This window comes from Algoriphagus algorifonticola, assembly GCF_007655305.1.
Taxonomy (GTDB): domain Bacteria; phylum Bacteroidota; class Bacteroidia; order Cytophagales; family Cyclobacteriaceae; genus Algoriphagus; species Algoriphagus algorifonticola.
The window spans coordinates 1-17,906 of record NZ_VLOG01000022.1; the positions used below are offsets into that span (position 1 = coordinate 1).

14 protein-coding genes are annotated in these 17,906 nt (G+C 39.3%); 4 read left to right on the forward strand and 10 right to left on the reverse strand.

Annotated features, from left to right (window positions below; all coding sequences use genetic code 11):
- Window positions 1-621: 621 nt before the first annotated feature.
- On the reverse strand, window positions 622-1,107 hold the full coding sequence (locus tag FL972_RS05365) for a hypothetical protein (protein ID WP_144604053.1): 486 nt from the start codon (window positions 1,105-1,107) through the stop codon (window positions 622-624).
- A 103-nt stretch (window positions 1,108-1,210) separates the two neighbouring features.
- On the opposite strand from FL972_RS05365, the gene FL972_RS05370 reads away from it, so the two are divergent.
- From FL972_RS05370 to FL972_RS05380, 3 genes are all read left to right on the forward strand, one after another.
- A complete protein-coding gene (locus FL972_RS05370; protein WP_144604054.1) occupies window positions 1,211-3,733 on the forward strand; it encodes a DUF7133 domain-containing protein in 2,523 nt (840 codons plus the stop codon).
- Window positions 3,734-3,744: 11 nt separating this feature from the next.
- Complete coding sequence (locus FL972_RS05375; protein ID WP_144604055.1) at window positions 3,745-4,809, forward strand: sugar phosphate isomerase/epimerase family protein; 1,065 nt, start codon at window positions 3,745-3,747, stop codon at window positions 4,807-4,809.
- Window positions 4,810-5,086: 277 nt separating this feature from the next.
- Window positions 5,087-5,875 carry an SDR family NAD(P)-dependent oxidoreductase gene (locus FL972_RS05380; protein ID WP_144604056.1) on the forward strand — a complete coding sequence of 263 codons (789 nt, stop codon included), beginning with the start codon at window positions 5,087-5,089 and terminating at the stop codon, window positions 5,873-5,875.
- A gap of 316 nt (window positions 5,876-6,191) precedes the next feature.
- Here the strand turns inward: FL972_RS05380 and FL972_RS05385 are convergent, their stop codons facing one another.
- From FL972_RS05385 to FL972_RS05425, 9 genes are all read right to left on the reverse strand, one after another.
- A complete protein-coding gene (locus FL972_RS05385; protein WP_144604057.1) occupies window positions 6,192-8,963 on the reverse strand; it encodes an SIR2 family protein in 2,772 nt (923 codons plus the stop codon).
- A gap of 226 nt (window positions 8,964-9,189) precedes the next feature.
- Window positions 9,190-9,660: a DUF6680 family protein gene (locus tag FL972_RS05390; protein WP_144604058.1), complete on the reverse strand. Its 471-nt coding sequence runs from the start codon at window positions 9,658-9,660 to the stop codon at window positions 9,190-9,192.
- 161 nt (window positions 9,661-9,821) lie between these two features.
- Complete coding sequence (locus FL972_RS05395; RefSeq protein WP_144604059.1) at window positions 9,822-10,220, reverse strand: type II toxin-antitoxin system VapC family toxin; 399 nt, start codon at window positions 10,218-10,220, stop codon at window positions 9,822-9,824.
- On the reverse strand, window positions 10,217-10,474 hold the full coding sequence (locus FL972_RS05400) for a hypothetical protein (protein ID WP_250161289.1): 258 nt from the start codon (window positions 10,472-10,474) through the stop codon (window positions 10,217-10,219). Before FL972_RS05400 ends, FL972_RS05395 begins: the two co-directional genes overlap by 4 nt.
- A gap of 41 nt (window positions 10,475-10,515) precedes the next feature.
- Complete coding sequence (locus FL972_RS05405) at window positions 10,516-10,986, reverse strand: hypothetical protein (RefSeq protein WP_186300009.1); 471 nt, start codon at window positions 10,984-10,986, stop codon at window positions 10,516-10,518.
- Window positions 10,987-11,810: 824 nt separating this feature from the next.
- Window positions 11,811-12,158, reverse strand: a complete 348-nt coding sequence (locus FL972_RS05410) for a HepT-like ribonuclease domain-containing protein (RefSeq protein WP_144604061.1) — start codon at window positions 12,156-12,158, stop codon at window positions 11,811-11,813.
- Window positions 12,155-12,436, reverse strand: coding sequence for a nucleotidyltransferase family protein (locus FL972_RS05415; RefSeq protein ID WP_186300011.1), 282 nt, complete (start codon window positions 12,434-12,436; stop codon window positions 12,155-12,157). Before FL972_RS05415 ends, FL972_RS05410 begins: the two co-directional genes overlap by 4 nt.
- A 369-nt stretch (window positions 12,437-12,805) precedes the next feature.
- Window positions 12,806-14,137, reverse strand: a complete 1,332-nt coding sequence (locus tag FL972_RS05420) for a GntP family permease (RefSeq protein ID WP_144604063.1) — start codon at window positions 14,135-14,137, stop codon at window positions 12,806-12,808.
- Between the two features lie 154 nt (window positions 14,138-14,291).
- Window positions 14,292-15,050 (reverse strand): DUF6090 family protein, encoded by a 759-nt coding sequence (locus tag FL972_RS05425; RefSeq protein ID WP_144604064.1) that lies wholly within the window; start codon window positions 15,048-15,050, stop codon window positions 14,292-14,294.
- A gap of 469 nt (window positions 15,051-15,519) precedes the next feature.
- Between FL972_RS05425 and katG the strand changes: the two genes are divergently transcribed.
- Window positions 15,520-17,772 carry a catalase/peroxidase HPI gene (gene katG, locus FL972_RS05430; protein ID WP_144604065.1) on the forward strand — a complete coding sequence of 751 codons (2,253 nt, stop codon included), beginning with the start codon at window positions 15,520-15,522 and terminating at the stop codon, window positions 17,770-17,772.
- The last annotated feature ends 134 nt before the right edge of the window (window positions 17,773-17,906 follow it).

Sequence of the window (17,906 nt, forward strand, 5' to 3'; positions counted from 1 at the left end):
TGTAGTATCTGGCATGACGAGTAAATAAGAGCTTCGGAGAAGCGATTTGATATTTATTTTTCTTCAGCAAAAAACATAAGAAGCTAAGGTAGGATTTGATTTGATCTGAGAAATCTTGCAGATGGTAGTCAAATCTGTGAAAATCTGCGAATTTTTCTGCGTTGATCTGCGGGAAATAAAAGCGTTTATATGTCTAAACAAAGCCTCAAAAGTTCTTCAGCCCCTCGTAAATCGTAAATCAAAAATCTTAAATTTTAATCTCTGTGTTCTCTGTGGTTTTAAAAGCTCGCTGCGGCGCAGCGACGCAAAGAATTGATATCCCGTAAAGGATTCAAGAAGCAAAGATGGGTTTGAAGTGGTTTGCAACAAAGGCTTCGACCCCCTGACTTGCCGTCAGGCAGGCGCTCAGCCTGACAATAACTTCGACTCCCTGACATTGGTTTTGACTCTGAAAATCTGTGAAAAACTTGCCTGACGGCAGTCAGGTCTGCGAATTTTTCTGCGTTGATGTGCGGGAAATAAAAGCGATTATATGTCTAAACAAAGCCTCAAAAGTTCCTCAACCCTTCGTAAATCGTAAATCAAAAATCTTAATCCCTGAGTCTTTCTGTGGTAAAAAACCTACTCTGGCTTAATCAAACTCAAAAAACTCCCATTTCTCAATTCATAATCCACCCCGGAAACAGGATTGGTGAAACCCTTCAGTTCCAACTGGATTTCCTTTTCAATTCTCCCTAAATCCCGGTAATAATTCAACCAAAAAGAAGAAGAGGAATTAAGACCATGGACCATACACCAATTGAAATATCCTCTGCTATCGTTAAATAACTCCAGGTTATAAAGGACTAAAAAAAGACAAAGAGGCTGATTTTTTTCATCAAAATCCCCACGCTCATCTTCCAGATAAAGCGTCCAGTATTTTTGCTTGATTTTTAGCTCCACCTCCAACATCAAATCTTTAAATACACCTCCATCTCTCACAAAAACTGTATGAGAGCGAATCAAATCATTAAAGGCTGTCAGAGGTGTTTGGTCCATATATTTTAATCGGATATTCCTAATGCTAAGTTGATAAAATTCCAGATTATTTCTTGTAAACGTTTCCATTTGAAGAATATTTATTGGCAATTGCTCTATTTATCCTTAAAATGAGTTAAAAATTGAGTGATTCGCTCGATTTGTCTCTAAACCCATAATTCCTAAGTCCCTGATGGTTTTCAAGCTCCGTCACCTGTTGATAGTAATCACTCTTGCAGTTGCATCTTGTACTGAGCAAAAGCCTTTGGAAGAAAGCCAAGACAGTCCTGTCCGGTCGCCTCAAGAGGAATTGGCAACTTTTCAGATGGAGGAAGGATTTGAAGTGCAGTTAGTGGCTTCCGAACCACTGATAGAAAGCCCGGTAATCATACAATTTGATGAAGACGGTAGGTTGTGGGTGGTGGAAATGCGGGGCTATATGAGCGATATCGATGGCTCGGAGGAAAGCCTGCCTGTTGGGAGAATTGCCATCTTGGAGGATTTGGATGGGGACGGGGTGATGGATCACAGAATTACCTATCTCGATAGCCTGATCATGCCTAGAGCATTGGGATTGATTCGCAATGGAGCTTTAGTTGCTGAAAATAATGCACTCTGGATTACCAAGGATTTGGATGGAGATTGGAAAGCTGACACTAAAGTATTATTGGATTCCACCTATGCCTCGAATGGAATTCCGGAGCATTCCGATAATGGCTTCGTGAGAAACCTGGACAATTGGTATTACAGTGCCAAATCCAGACTGCGCTATAGGTTTCAAAATGGATTTTGGGTTCGGGATAGCACTGAGTTTCGTGGGCAATGGGGTATTTCCCAAGACGATCAGGGAAGGTTGGTGTATAATTATAATTGGTCTCAGTTGCATGCCGATTTGGTAGCTCCTAATTCCATCACTAGAAATCCCAATCATCAACCCAGTACAGGCATAGATTATGGCTTGACCATAGACAGACGAATTTATCCTATCCGCTCCAATTTGGCTGTAAATCGAGGGTATATCCCCGGCACCCTAGATTCAGATGGCCGATTACTGGAGTTTACTTCTGCCTGCTCACCCACGGTGTACAGAGCTAATCTCTTCCCTGAGGAATATCGCGGAAATATTTTCGTCCTGGAAAATGCGGGGAATTTGGTCAAAAGAAATGTGGTTCGGGAAAAGGGTATGCTTCTGGAGGCTTTTGACCCAAATCCTGGTAAGGAATTTTTAGCCTCAACAGATGAACGCTTTCGTCCTGTATATGCCAGTGTTGGCCCCAGTGGAGGATTGTATATAGCAGATATGTATCAGGGAATTGTACAGCATGGAAGCTATATGACTCCCTATTTGAAAGAACAAACCTTATTGAGAAAATTGGATGCTCCCGGGCATATGGGTAGGATATGGAGAATTGTGCCTCAAGGATACAAGTATCAAAAGCCTCCCCAACTATCCCGCCTTTCTCCAACTCAGCTTCAGGTTTATTTGGCCAATTCCAATGGTTTTTACAGGGATCAAGCTCAGCGAATAATGGTAGAAAGCGGAGATCTAAAAATTGCCAAGGATTTACAAAATTTGGACTTCTCGCTGGGAGGAAAATTTGCTTCGATTCACGGCCTTTATACGCTGGAAGGCTTGGGTGCTTTAGATAGTAAGATCCTTTTCAAGGCCTTAAATTCCAGTAGTCCCGAGGTTCAAATTCATGCTTTAAGGTTGTTGGAAGCCTTTCAAAATGAGCCTGGTGTGAAGCAGAACTTAAAAAAGTTCTACCAAGCCAATTCAGCTACAAAAAAACCGATGCTGGCTCTTCAAATGGCTCTATCCTCATTTATGCTCGACCCTGCTTCGCAGTTTGAATCCTTGAAGCAAATGGCAGAGCAATATGGATATGAAGCATTAATGCGGGATGCCATTCTTAGCAGTTTGGAGAAGCGTGAAAGTGACTTTTTGAATTTCTTGACAGCAGAGTGGGAAAACCCTAATCCGGAAAAGGAAATTTTACTGGAAATGCTCAGTGCTGCCATTATCCGAAACCGGGATAAACAAGAGATTAGGGCTCTATTGACTTTGCTTGAGAAAAATCAAGATAACTGGAAAGCACAGGCGATCTTAGCGGGGATGGCTGTTCAGGCAGGAGATGTTGAAAATATTGGCTTGGTTTCTTTTTCAAGCCAGCCTGCATTTTTCAAAAACCTGAATGAGGGCTTGGATCAAAGCCAGCAAGAGCGGATCAAGCTCCTGTTTAGATGGCCGGGTCATCAGCCAGAATCCGAAAAAAATACTAGTCTGAATCTGGATGCAGAGTCTATGAAGCAATTTGCCTCAGGAAGACAAAAATACCTGAGTGCCTGTGCCGGTTGCCATGGAGGAAATGGAAAAGGAGTCAACCGGATGGGGCCACCTTTGGCGAATTCAGATTGGGTCCTGGGAGATGAAAGGAGGCTGTCTTTGATTTTGCTACATGGGATAGAAGGACCCATAGAGGTCGCAGGGAAAAAGTATGATGCACCGGAAATCCTACCAGTTATGCCATCCCACTCTACCTTGGATGATGGAAGTATTGCGGCCATTTTAACCTACATCCGCAACGAATGGGGAAATCAGGCAGCAGCCATTTCGCCAAGAACGGTCGGGAGATTAAGGCATACTTCACAGGGAAGAGTTTATCCTTGGTCTGCCAATGAATTGAATGAGCACGTGAAAAACCTTCAAGAATAAACCCCCACCTTATGAAATCCACCCGACGAGAATTTATCAAAACAGCCAGTTTGGGCCTTTTGGCCACTGGCTTTTCTATGCCTGCTATTCCGGATTTCCTCAAGGAATATAAAATGGGAATTGTGGTTCATTCTTATGGTCATCGATATGGGTCCAAAGTTGGCAGCTCTTACTATCCCGGTTTTCAAAACACCTTGGATTTCATGAGGCATTGTCATGCAATTGGGGCAGGAGGGATACAGATAGGAGTGGGAACTTGGTTTGGAGAGATGGGGAAAAAAGTCAGGGAAGCGAGGGAAGAACTGGGGATGTATTTAGAAGCGAGCATTGCCATGCCGGAAGAAGAGGCAGATGTGACAAGGTTTGAAAATGAAGTGCTATTGGCGAAAGAAGCTGGAGTAAAGGTGATTAGGACGGTTTGCCTAGGAGGCAGACGCTATGAAAATTTTAAGAGTAGAGAAGAGTTTGTTGCCTTCAAAGCATATTCCATTCAAAGAATTCAATTGGCTGAAAAGGTGGCGCGAAAGCATCAGATGAAATTGGCGATAGAAAACCACAAAGATTGGAAAGCAGCCGAATTGGTAGAAATCCTGCAAAATCTCAGTAGCGAGTGGGTGGGAGCGACAGTGGACTTTGGAAATAATATATCCTTACTGGAATATCCTGATGAGGTGATAGAAACCTTGGCCCCGTATGCATTTTCTACCCATGTGAAGGATATGGGGGTCAAGGAGTACGAAGAAGGTTTTTTGCTTTCGGAAGTTCCTTTGGGAAAGGGGATAGTCAAACTGAAGAAAGGAATAGAGCTCTGCAAAAGCTATCATCCTGAGGTAAATATTTCATTGGAGATGATTACCAGGGATCCGCTGAAAATCCCCTGTTTTTCGGAGGATTATTGGAAAACCTTTGAAAATCCTTCTTCTAAGAAATTTAAAAAGTATCTTCAAATGATCAGCAAAGAAAGCTTTGATGGCAAACTTCCCACAATCAGCAATTTGGAAGAAGAAGAAATCCTGGCCTTGGAAGAAAAGAACGTGGTGGAATGCTTAAGGTATTATGGAAAGCTGAATTCTTAAAGTCTGAAAGCTAAAGTGAGAAAGCTAAAAAGTAGGAAGTAGGCAGTTTTACGTCACCGCGAGGAACGAAGCGGTCTCATAAAGGATGAAATTTGAACTGAGAAAGCTGAAAGTTGGCACCTTCAAGTGGATATTAGTAATGGGGTCACTAAGGATAATATTGCCAGCCCGCCACAAAGGGGGACTTTGAACAAAACCATTTCTCAATTAAGCAAATACACAGTTACACAATTACTCAATTACACATTAACCCAAATACTCAATAACCTATAACCAAATGACAAACTTCAAACAACTTCCCGGAATTCAACTTTTTTCACTCAAAGGCAAAAGCGCCATAATTACTGGAGGCTCCAAAGGGCTTGGTTTTGCGATGGCTGCCGGATTGGCTTCCGCGGGTGCAAATGTGATGTTGGTTGCCAGAAATCAAGAGGAATGCGAGCAGTCTGCCAAGGAAATCGCTGAAGAATATCAAGTAAAAGCCATAGGGTTTTCAGCCGATGTGACTCAAGGAGATCAGATGAATGCGATGGCTGCCAAAGCTTTGGAGTCTTTTGGATCTATTGATATTTTAATCAACTCAGCGGGGATCAACATTCGGGGAGCCATTGACGAACTGACAGAGGAAGATTTCAAAAAAGTGATGGACATCAATGTCAATGGGACTTGGTTGGCTTCCAAGGCGGTTATTCCTCAGATGAAAAATCAGAAAAAGGGATCCATTATCAACTTGGCAAGTACCCTGGGATTGGTGGGCCTAGCCAACAGAACACCCTATACCGCCAGTAAGGGAGCTATTGTCAATATGACCAAGGCCTTGGGCTTGGAGTTGGCACCCTGGAATATCAACGTCAATGCGATCTGTCCGGGACCTTTTTTAACAGAAATGAATTTACCGATTGCCGATACGGAAGAGGGGAAGAAGTTTATTGTAGGAGCTACGGCATTGGCGAGATGGGGAGAACTGAAAGAAATTCAGGGAGCCGCCCTTTTCTTAGCTTCCGACGCCGCAACTTACATGGTAGGCTCTATGGTGACTGTGGATGCAGGCTGGACGGCGAGATAGGGGTAAAGTCTGAAAACTAAAGTGAGAAATCTAAAAACAGAGCATTTCGCTATGGTTTTATTTGGCACTTTTATATTGGACGAATTGATACCTTATAGAGCCAGAAAGCTGTTGCGTATTGATTCCTATTTCCTCAAATCCTGCCCATCCGGCCGGCTATTGCAACCTACAATCCCGTGAACCGCTCCCGCATCATGGGTAAGACCCGTGTATCCCGTACCTGAGGGAGTGGCGTGAGACCTGTGCGCCGTGGCGTAGGCGTACCTCGCTAACTTACTGGTTGGCGAGGCCGTCTACTCGATTGGCGGTTCGTTTTTTAGAAGATCGAAAGATTCTCTCTGTTTTCATGAAGCTCAATCATCTTATTAATCTCATCTAGTTGACTGGTTAACACCTTCCTGTCCTTCTGATTTAAATATTCTATTTGGCTCTTAATCATAAACAAAGCACTTGAAAAAATCTTCTTTTCCTTTAGTTCGCTCAGATAATTATCAAGATCTATTTTTAAGCTTTTGTCAACATCTTTCAGTCCGTAAATTGCGAGTGTAAGTTTAAAAATCACCCTTTTATAAAGTTCCTTTTCTTTCTTTGTATCAATTTTTAGTATGAAGTCTTTTATTAGCTCTTTCACTCTCTCAGTTGACATATCATAGATGCTTAAGAGAAGATTTTGAGAAACCTCAATTTTATCAGAGATATTATAATCCTTGATTTCACCAATTAATCTATCAACCATTGAGTAATTATCAAAAATCACTTCTTTTTCACGAGCGTATATATAGAGATTATTTAACTCATTAGTTGTGATTGCTCTATACTCATGTCCATTGAACTTTTTAGTAATAAGACGGTTGATCAAATTTTCGATCATTTCTAGAAGGATCGCAGGTTCTATTTCAGATTTGAATAAATTGTACTGGATTCCAAGAAACAGGTTAATTGACTTGAAAATGGAAAACGTATTATTGCCTTCTGCGATTATTCTTGCAATTATTTTAACAATTGCTTCAAACTGTTTTTTTGAATGTTTAGCAACAGATAAAATTAGAAGTGTATTCTGGATATATCCATCATATTTGTTAAAAATCTCTTGAGAAGAAAGGAAGAGTTTAACAATATTCCTAAAAACATTATTGACTAGCCATTCTCTTTCCGTTTCCGTAATTCTAAACTTTCCAGATTTGTCCGATCCATTATAAAAATCATTAAAAATAACTTTTAAGTCCTTCAACTCGATGTATTTAATACAAGCGAATAATTCAGTTTGTGTCAATATAACCTCCGACTGCTGAACCTGGCGGTGAAGTGAAATCACTACAAAATGGCGGTTGATGCTTTTAAAAGCAGAAATACCTTCAACCATAATTGTGTTTCGAAGTACAAAATTTATCAGATTGTTATGTCTCGAAGCATACTTTGTGACCTCACTTCCAAAAACCATCCCCCCTGATTCAATTGTCCTTTTTGAATCCTCTGTTTTCTTTAAATCCTCAGCGATCCTGTATGCATAACTTATGATTGAGGATTCATCTACAAAATTGTAAATTGGTTCAATAGCTACTCTTAGTTCTTGAGGAAGGTTGTAAAACCTTTCTTTAAGATCGTACTCTTCAACTTCACTAAACTTTTCTCGAATGTCCTTTTTACCCAGAGAATACTTAAGTTTCCAGAGTAAAGAATTTCTGTTGTACATAGCGACAAATAGCAACGGATAAATTCTTTGCTTGAGGCAAAGTGAAATAGCTTCTTCAACGACCTGGAATGATTCTTCCAACTGTCCGATTTGCTGCAGATTAAAAGAGTACTCAAGAAGGTCAATGACATCATTGTTTGATTTATTGATGTTCGAATAGTCAAAATTCAAATGCTTTTCTTTGCGATCAGAGTTTGGTTTTCCTAAATATTTTGAGAATTCAATGTACCATTCTCGATAAGGGGATTTTTCTTCTTTTCTTAGAACAATTCCTTTTATATCGCTTTTGGATAGTATCTTGAAGATATCGATTAACCGAGCTGACGGCTTTTTTTCTTTCTCATCAATTACTTGTAGGATCGATACGAAATTTTGATAAATATTCCTTCTTGTTTGATCATAATCACCCGTTAATTCACCTTGGTAAAACTTTAGTATGGGTCGTTCATCCTCATCAAACAAAAATCCGCAATTTGAAAATGCTGTCTGAATTTGATCAAGAAGAAGCCCTTCTAAAGAACTAAAAATTTTCAGTTTGCTTAGAATAAAGTCTAATGTTAAGGATTCCGATTTTACTACACTGCTTTCATTCTGGTTATTGATCCTATCAAGAAATGAGTAGGTCTTGCATGAGTAATCACTAGCAAAGTTTATTAAAGATTTCGGCTCATTTGCAATATTCAGAGAAGTGACGCCATGGTTTTCGAAATATTTCTTGGAGGTGTCGTTTTTATGGAATGTGGTAAGGTACATAGGTGGTCGCACCTCAGAATGTTTTTGTATCCACTTTAAAATTTGTTTTAGGTTAAAATCATTGTAGGAATAACCAATGAAAAGAACGGTATGAGTTGATAGAATACTTTTTAGATAATTCTCAAGTAAAGGAAAGTTAAGCTGGTAGTTGATGTAGTCATCTTCCTTAAACACAATGTTGTTATTGGTGAAATCACCATGCATTTTAATGACTTTATTCTGCAGTGATGACCTAGTAAGGTCAGTATCTGAACTAATCGTATCATATATAAATGCATTTTCTTCAATTGTTCTCTCAAGTATATTGTCCCAATTAGTTGTTATGATTACATGAGGATTAATTCTGAAAATCAGCTTGTGTAATTCTGATGGCTTAATGTAATCAGGAAAGTATTCTTTTAATTTTTTGTAGTAAATGAATTCACCAAATTCTAAATAATAGAGCTGGGCAATCTTCAAAAAGTCAAACTCATCTTGAATATCAAGTTCTGTTTTTAAGTCCTTGATCAGATCGGCCCAATCTGGAAGCTTAAAAGATTCTGTCTCTGATGATTTTGAAATTCCAGCTCCTACAAATATTGCAAGACTGCTATCATTTTTAGCATTGATGATATTCTGAATGTGCTTGTTATCTATGCTCATGATTTAGTTACTAATAATGACCCACAACGGCAAGTATAAGATGTCGTAGCTGACGATAGGAAGCTATGCATTCTTATACCTTGTTGGTAGGCGTTTTTATTTTTTTCTATGGATATTCGTTTTCTCGGCAAAAGTTCTTTCATGAGTCCAATTTACAGGGATTCAAAGTCAAAATATAGTGTTAGGGATGTTAAGCCATTTCACCTTAGCACTAAACACCTAAACCTTAATTCTCCGAAGTCGGAACAGAATCTTCGGGAGGAGGAGTCGGCTTCTTCGGGTCGTTCAAATTTGGATAGTGTGATTTCAATGCTTCAGGCGAGTAAAATTCTCTTATGTTTTGCATTGTTAGTGTATCATAGTCGCTGCATTTTGCCATCTCAAAAACCATTTCGTAGAATGTTTCTATCCATGCGTAACTATTGTAAGCGGGTAATCTGGTTTCGGATAAAAACTTATGAAATAATCGTTTCACTTCTTCGTCTTTATTGAAAACGACATCTATAGCGTTAAGGGCTTTAATCCAATCTAATTCTTCGGCCCCTACATTTCTATAAACCATTAGCGTTTGAATTATAAGCCTTTTATCTCTTTTCAATTCCAATGTGCTTTGATAGCGAAAAGCGAGAACGGCTCCTACGAAAGCAGCGATTAAAGGAATAGCTATTTTTTCTAAAATGTACATTAATTCATCCATGTAGTTTTATTTTAATGCCTACCAACGGGATTCAGCTTGGAGACGGCGGGCATTCGGAACAGTATTCTTCAAGCTTATTCCTAACTTCTTAGAGATACTGATTTTCATATTCACACCAATCCGCCCGCTGTCTTCCAAGGTGATGTTAGCGAAAGTTTATCTTATCTTTTTACCCAGTTTTCTAGTTGGATTCCAGATATTCTTTCAAATTCCTTTCGGTTTTCTGTCACCATTATCAGGTCTTTATCCACTGCGGTACATCCGATTAATAGATCAAAATCGCTTATCATCTGTCCTATTGACCTTAATCGAGCTTTCTCTTTTCCATAAAGGTAAATGGCACTGAAAATAGGGAGGATCAGAACTTGATTAGTAAAAATTTCTATTAATTCAAGATTCTTTTTGGGATTTGTGCTGTTCTCGGCTCCAAATACTAGTTCAGCAAACGTAACTTCAGAAATAGCAAAATTTTCCGTTCCTATCTCCTGAAATTTTTCTATCATCCCATACTTTCCTCTTAAAAAATGGATGCAGATATTTGTGTCTAAAAGATAATTCATTCGAAACCAAGATCTTCTGCTTTTTCAACTCTTGATTCTCTAATTTCTTTGATGATTTCATCAGAATCTTTGTCGTCTTCCCACGCTCCAAAAAGTGATCGCAAATCCACTTTCTCTTCTTTTATTTCAAGAGACTCGGTCAATTTTATGATCAGCTTTTTCTTGGAAAGATTATCTAGACCTCGCAACATACCAAAATACTTCTCCAAAGATTTATTATTTAAAGTAAGATTTGCCATGCTTTTTTTCTTCAATTTACGGAATTAATGGATTGATGGTCAAATGATTTGAAAAATTAAATTCCTAACTCTCTTTTCTTTTTCTTTATTAAGTCCCCCATTTCACTTGTATCACTAGTAAATCCACCTGCATTTATATATTGATTTTCAGTATTGAACCAATAAACTTTATTATCCCCTTTAACTTTCAATTTATACAAAGGAGGGTAAACAAACTGTATGAGAGAAAGGGATTCCACTTCCATCCAATTTATTTTTCTTTCGTTGTCACCAATTTTTCTTGTTACATTTTGACCTCCTAATTTTACTATCACAAATTTATCCTTAATAGCAATAAATATTAGAAAGCAAACTATTCCGATCATTCCAAAAACCAACGTGGTAACGATGCTTTGTTCCATTTTCTCACCATTTACCCAGAATAACTCCGGAAAGAACCAAGACAAAATGGACGTAATTAACATTATTATACCTAAGACTAGAAACAAGTATTTCAAAGTTTTATGATACAGGTTGTTGCTTTCCATGGTTTTTTTCAATTTTCGCTAACATTTATATACACGAATATTCCCTCCAGGAATGTCGTATATTTTTATTATGTCCGAAGCTCCCGGAGACTTTAAAAACCGCTTTTTTATAGATCCAAGGCTATTTATCCGACAGCAAACGACTGCTATCGGATAATTAGGACTTGGAATGTGTGTGGGATCTGGCACTCTTAAAAAAACTATTTTTGTCTACAAAAAACTTCTCTTATAAGCAAGAAAAGAAAAATTAAGATTAGTTCAAATAGGAGGGTAGGAGATTTTTCTAAAAAAATACGATTTGAGATTTTGGAACACCCTGAGTTTTTCCCTTCGTTTTGAGATACCAGTCTAGCGCAATAAACCTGAATTTTGTCGGCCTGCCATAGCAGGAAACGCTGAACTTACTCACGCAAACATTATTTCGAAGCGGATTTGAACTCTGAATTTAGAAGCGAGAGGCGAGAAACGAGAGATTAGAGACCAGAGGCAAGAAGCGAGAAACGAGAGATTAGAGGCGAGATACAAGAAGCGAGAGACAAGACGAGACTCAATAACTCAATAACCAATAACTCTTCACTTGATCAATTAGACAGTTACTCGAATACTTACACAATCATCATTTCGAAAAGCATTAGAACTCTGGACTTAGAAGCGAGAAGCGAGAGATTAGAGGCGAGAGTCAAGAAGCGAAAGGCGAAACTTAATTCCCCAATAAGTCAATAACTTTTCACTTGATCAAGTAGACAGTTCCTCCTACAAATCAATTTCTAACAGCGGATACTGATTAAATTTGAAAAATTGCTTAAATCCTTAATTTTTAGGCGTTAGGAATCCTTTTCTTTATTCAGGATTTCTATGATTTGATACTCTAAATGGGGCAGAATATCCTCCACTACAGCCCAAATAGCCCAAAGGTCAACTCCTATGTAATCGTGAATTAATTTATCTCGCATTCCTGCGATTTTCTTCCATTCGATATCAGGATACTTTGAACGGAAAGTTTTATCCAATTGCTTCGTGGCTTCACCAATAATTTCAAAGTTTCTAATTACAGCATCCTGAACAAGGGGATTATTTAAAAAATCATTCTCATTCAATCCCTTTGTGTACAAAATGATCTTTGAAATACATTCAGAAATATGCTCAAGATAAATTATCGGATCTTTTTTCATATTAACCTGATTAAATCAGATTCGATGTATGACTTAAGGGATGAATTCAAGGATCGTCTAGTGACAAGATCAACTCTGACTCCAAGCATTTCTGAAAGTTCTTGCTCCAATCCAATTAGTTCTAAAAGATCAACTTTTGTTTCAAAGTCGATTAAAATATCCAGATCACTTTTTTCATTTTGCTCTCCTCTGGCATAAGAACCGAAAACACCAACAAGCGTAGGTTTGATCCTTTGTGTAATTGACTTGATGATATTTATTTGCTTCGGAGTAATCACTCTATAAAGATAATTGATTTTTTAATTGAATTCTACCGCTTAAATGGTAAACAAGCTACTCAGGAAATCCTGATTCTTTTGAATAGAAACAGAAATAAAGAAGGTAAAATGGTAAGTAAAGCCTCATTTTAGGAATTACACTTTTAAAAGATTTTGGGGATTGTGTGTAAATGAATATACATCCTTCAGAAACGCGATTTAATGGAGCTTAATTCAATCATCATTTCGAAACGCATTAGAACTCTGGACTTAGAAGCGAGAGACGAGAGATTAGAGGCGAGAGTCAAGAAGCGAAAGGCGAGACTTAATTTCCCAATAACTCAATAACCAATAACCTTTCACTTGATCAAGTAGACAGTTACTCCCAAATCACCCTACCACCAGACTAATCACATATATGATTCCTATGGCGGTAACTCCCATGATCAGGGTGCCCAAGCTATGGGACTGATTTCCTTGTTTGATAGTCATTCCTGAAAGTTGAGTCACTACCCAAAATCCGCTGTCATTGGCATGGGAAATAGCTATTGCTCCAGCTCCTACGGATAAGGCGGTCAGAACTTTCATGGTTTCAGAGTCCAAACCCAATGGCCCAAGCAAAGGAGCAATTATGGATGCTGTGGTAATCATGGCTACGGTAGTTGAACCTTGCGCAGTTTTCAAGGCAAAGGCAATCAAAAAGGGTAGAAAAATTCCCCAATTGGCATCCTGCATCCCTTCACTCACCAAAGCTCCAATCCCGGAGTTTTGCAGCATTTTTCCAAAAACTGCTCCAGCACCTGTTATGAAAATCACCGGGGCCGCTATCAGCAATGCCTCGCCAATCCATCCTGAAGTGGATAGCATTTTCTTATCCAACTTCTTGGGCAAGGCAAAAGATAAAATGGCGCCAATCAATAAGGCCAATACAGGGGAACCAATAAAAGTGATAATCGTGATATGTCTGCCTGTTCCCAATGGTTGTGTAGGATAACTTGCAATAGAGGCTAAAATGATCAATAATAAAGGAATCACAATGGGTAAAAATGACTTGAAAACCGAAGGGAAAAGCTTTCTATCCAGTTGCCCTTCTGCCTCTGCCAATTTAGGTTGAAGAGGGATTTTTGAGACAAATCGATTGACAAAAATATAACCTGGAATCAGGGTCAGCAGTGATACAATTATTCCCCAGAAGATCATTTGGCCCAGATCAGCTCCTAATATTCCAGCCGTTGCGATTGGACCGGGAGTAGGCGGTACCAAAGAATGGCTGCACATGGCACCCAGAGAAAGAGCGATCATGGTTCCTGCATACGAACGATTACTTTTCAGCGCCAAGGACTTGGCGATCGGGTTCATCATGATAATGGTTGAATCCCCAAAAACAGGAATAGAGAGGACGTAGCCTCCCAGCATCATGGTCAGATTGACGGATTTTTTTCCGATCCAGGATAAAATTCGTTCTGCTATGACGATCGCGCCTCCTGTTTTTTCCAGAAATGTACCCAAAATAACCCCGAACAATATCAGCAAGCCTACCGAACCCAAAACCCCGCCGAACCCTTCAGAGATGGATTTTAGGATCAAATCGGTACTCATTCCTGCCAATAATCCATAGATCAAAGCACCCCCGAAAAGCGCTAAAAATGGATGAATATCAAATTTGACTATCGCCAGTAGGATGATTGCTAATACCAGCAGGATTAAGAAAATACTCAGCATGATGGGTTTATGTCAAGGTGGAAAAGATGGTCTTTCGACCGATTTCCAAAGTGTAAGCTAAAAATTACCCAATTTTCCCTAATTAAAAAGGCTGAATAGGGAGATGGGTGAAATTTCCTTTTGATAGGGGAGTTGGATCCTGATTAAAGCAAACTTATTTTATTTCTTTCTCCAGCATTTCCAAAATGATTTCTAGGTCTGCTAAAAGAGGTTGATAATGTAGCGTTTGGGTGGCTTCAGTAGAAAGGATAAACTGTAATAAAGAGTTTTCAAACTCCAATGATTCCAGAATTGGTAAGATGGAACTTCCCTGATTGGTAACAGGAATACCCATTTGCGATGAAACTCCTGACTGTTCGAGGATAGTTCGAAGGCTAAACTCATCACTTCGAAATAAATCCAATGCCTTTTCTCGTTGAGCCAGCAAATCTTTCTCCTGCTTGGCAATATCATCTAAGGTCGCCAGCCAGTTCGTTAGATTATGGCGAAGGTTTAGGTTAGAAAGCTCCCTTAAACTTCCACTGCTGATCATTTCCAGTAAAAGTGAATTATTTGGATTGAAAGAAATGTCTCGTGAATAAGTCTGGAAAAGCATGGATGAAAGTTGAGAGCTACTAACCTCCTTTTTGTCTATCTGTATCAAAATAGCTTTGGCCGTTTCCAGGTTTTCTTGATTGATTTTCATCAATTCCAAAAGCTTTGCTCTGGAGGTGCTAAATTCATTTTTCAGACCAATTAAATAATTCTGTTCCTTGTTCTTGATGATTCGGTTTTGGTTGGCATTATTGATCGCCAAGGCTATCAGAATTCCTATGACAACCAATAGAATCTCACCCAGCGCATAGACTAAATAATTTTTCAGTCGATTTTCTTTTAGGAGTTTCTTTCTGATTTTTTTAAAAAGGTGGAGCATTATGTGTTTTTTGAAAGCAAGGATTTAGGAGCAGAAAAGGTGGTTTGCTCAAATTGTATTGATCTGTTTAAAATAGGAAAGGATCATTTCTTAATATACTAGAAATGGTTCAAAGCTTCAATTTGAAACCTTGATAAAGTCCAATTATGAGAATGATATTTTGATGAATACTTGATAATCAGATTATAGACGCGGTCTTTTAGCTTGGACAGTACTTATGCAAATGGAAGTTTGATATAGGTGAGTGTACTTTTTTGATATATTATATGAAAGTGATAAATATGAGTAAAATCAGTCCTTTTGCGTAAATATTCAGTTCTATTCCGAAAATGAATTTTTTAACTTAGGCTTCAATAAAAAGCGCAAAGGTTCATAGTTTTTATCTATCGAAATTTTATTTCCATAAGAAAAAAATAAGCTATCTTCGATTTCGAAAAACAGAATTTCAATTTTAAATCCAATTAATAACATGTCAGACAAAGATTTAAATCCTAATGGCCCAAGAAGTTATGATATGAATGGAGGAGGCGATATCAGCAAGTGCCCATTTCACAATGGTGAGATGAAGCAAGTGGCTGGTGGAGGTACTTCCAATCGTGACTGGTGGCCAAATCAGTTGAAGATGAATATCCTTAGACAGCATTCTTCCAAGTCCAATCCAATGGATCCGGATTTTAACTATGCAGAAGAGTTTAAATCCTTGGATTTGAAAGAGGTAAAAGCGGATATTGAAAAAGCATTGACTACTTCTCAAGACTGGTGGCCGGCAGATTATGGGCACTATGGTCCATTCATTATCCGTATGGCTTGGCACAGTGCGGGTACTTATAGAGTTACCGATGGCCGTGGTGGTGGAGGAACGGGAACTCAGCGTTTTGCTCCCTTAAACAGCTGGCCTGATAATGCCAACCTAGACAAAGCACGATTGTTGCTTTGGCCTGTAAAGCAGAAATATGGTAAAAAATTATCCTGGGCCGACTTAATGATTCTTGCTGGAAACGTAGCATTGGAATCCATGGGGCTAAAAACTTTTGGTTTTGGAGGCGGTCGTGAGGACGTATGGGAGCCAGAAGAGGATGTGTACTGGGGTTCTGAAACTGAGTGGTTGGGCGATAAGCGATATACTGGTGACAGAGAGCTTGAGAATCCACTGGGAGCGGTTCAAATGGGATTGATCTATGTGAACCCAGAAGGACCTAATGGAAAGCCAGATCCTGTGGCAGCTGCCAGAGATATTCGTGAGACTTTCGGCCGTATGGCAATGAATGATTATGAAACTGTTGCCCTGATTGCGGGAGGGCATACTTTTGGAAAAACTCACGGAGCGGCCGATCCTACCAAATATGTGGGAAGAGAGCCTGCAGGTGCTTCCATAGAAGAGATGAGTACGGGTTGGAAAAATACCTATGGAAAAGGTCACTCTGAGCATACCATTACTTCCGGTTTGGAAGGTGCTTGGACCACTACTCCGGCGCAATGGAGTCATGACTATTTCAAGCATTTGTTTGAATATGAGTGGGAATTAGACAAGAGCCCAGCTGGTGCGCATCAGTGGAAACCAAAAAATGGTGCTGGAGCAGGAACTGTACCTGATGCGCATAATCCGGAAGTGAAGCATGCTCCATTTATGCTGACCACTGACTTGGCTTTGAGAATGGATCCGGATTATGAGAAAGTGTCTAGACATTTTTATGAAAACCCAGAGGAGTTTGCTGATGCATTCGCAAGAGCTTGGTTTAAGTTGACTCACAGAGATATGGGACCAAAGTCACTTTATTTGGGGCCTGAAGTCCCTGCTGAAGATTTGATCTGGCAAGACCCTATTCCTGCTGTTGACTTTGAATTGGTAGACGAAAAAGATATTACAGCTTTAAAAGCTAATATTCTTGCTTCAGGCTTGACAGTTTCTGAGTTGGTATCCACTGCTTGGGCTTCTGCTGCTACTTACCGTAATTCTGATAAAAGAGGAGGAGCCAATGGTGCTCATATTAGATTGGAGCCTTGCAAAAACTGGGAAGTAAACAATCCTGCTCAGTTGGAAAAAGTCTTGGGAATTCTAGGCAGTATTCAGGAAGAATTCAATAGCACTGCAGGTGGAACTAAAAAAATCTCCATGGCTGACCTGATCGTTTTGGCAGGCTCCGCAGGTGTTGAAAAAGCTGCCAAAGATGCAGGGTTTGAATTGACAATTCCGTTTACTCCGGGTAGAAATGATGCTTTGCAGGAAGAAACTGAAGTTGATTCTTGGGCCTTCTTGGAGCCAAGAGCTGATGGATTCAGAAACTACATCAGCAAAATCTGTCCGGTAAAGGCAGAAGAAATGTTGATCGATAAAGCACAGTTGATGACTTTAACCGCCCCTGAGCTTACTGCTTTGGTAGGGGGAATGAGAGTAATGGGTGCAAACTGGGATGGATCCAAGCATGGGGTGTTTACTCAGACTCCAGGTAAATTGACCAATGATTTCTTTGTGAATGTATTGGATATGAATACTACGTGGAGAGCTACCAATGATATCAATAATGTCTTTGTGGGTTCTGATAGAAATACCGGTGAGCCAAAATGGACAGGTACCCGTGCAGACTTGATTTTCGGTTCCAATTCAGAATTGAGAGCAATCGCGGAAGTATATGGATGCGAGGACGGAAAAGAGAAGTTTGTAAAGGACTTTGTCAAGGTTTGGGATAAAGTAATGAATCTGGATCGATTTGATCTAGCTTAATTTGCTCAAAGCTAATAAACCGAAAAGGTGGTCTGGAAACGGACCACCTTTTTTTTGGATTAAAATCCCTAGCTAGAATATCTTATGTCGCTACGCGACTAGATCATTCATAAATTATTGACGGATTAAAAATC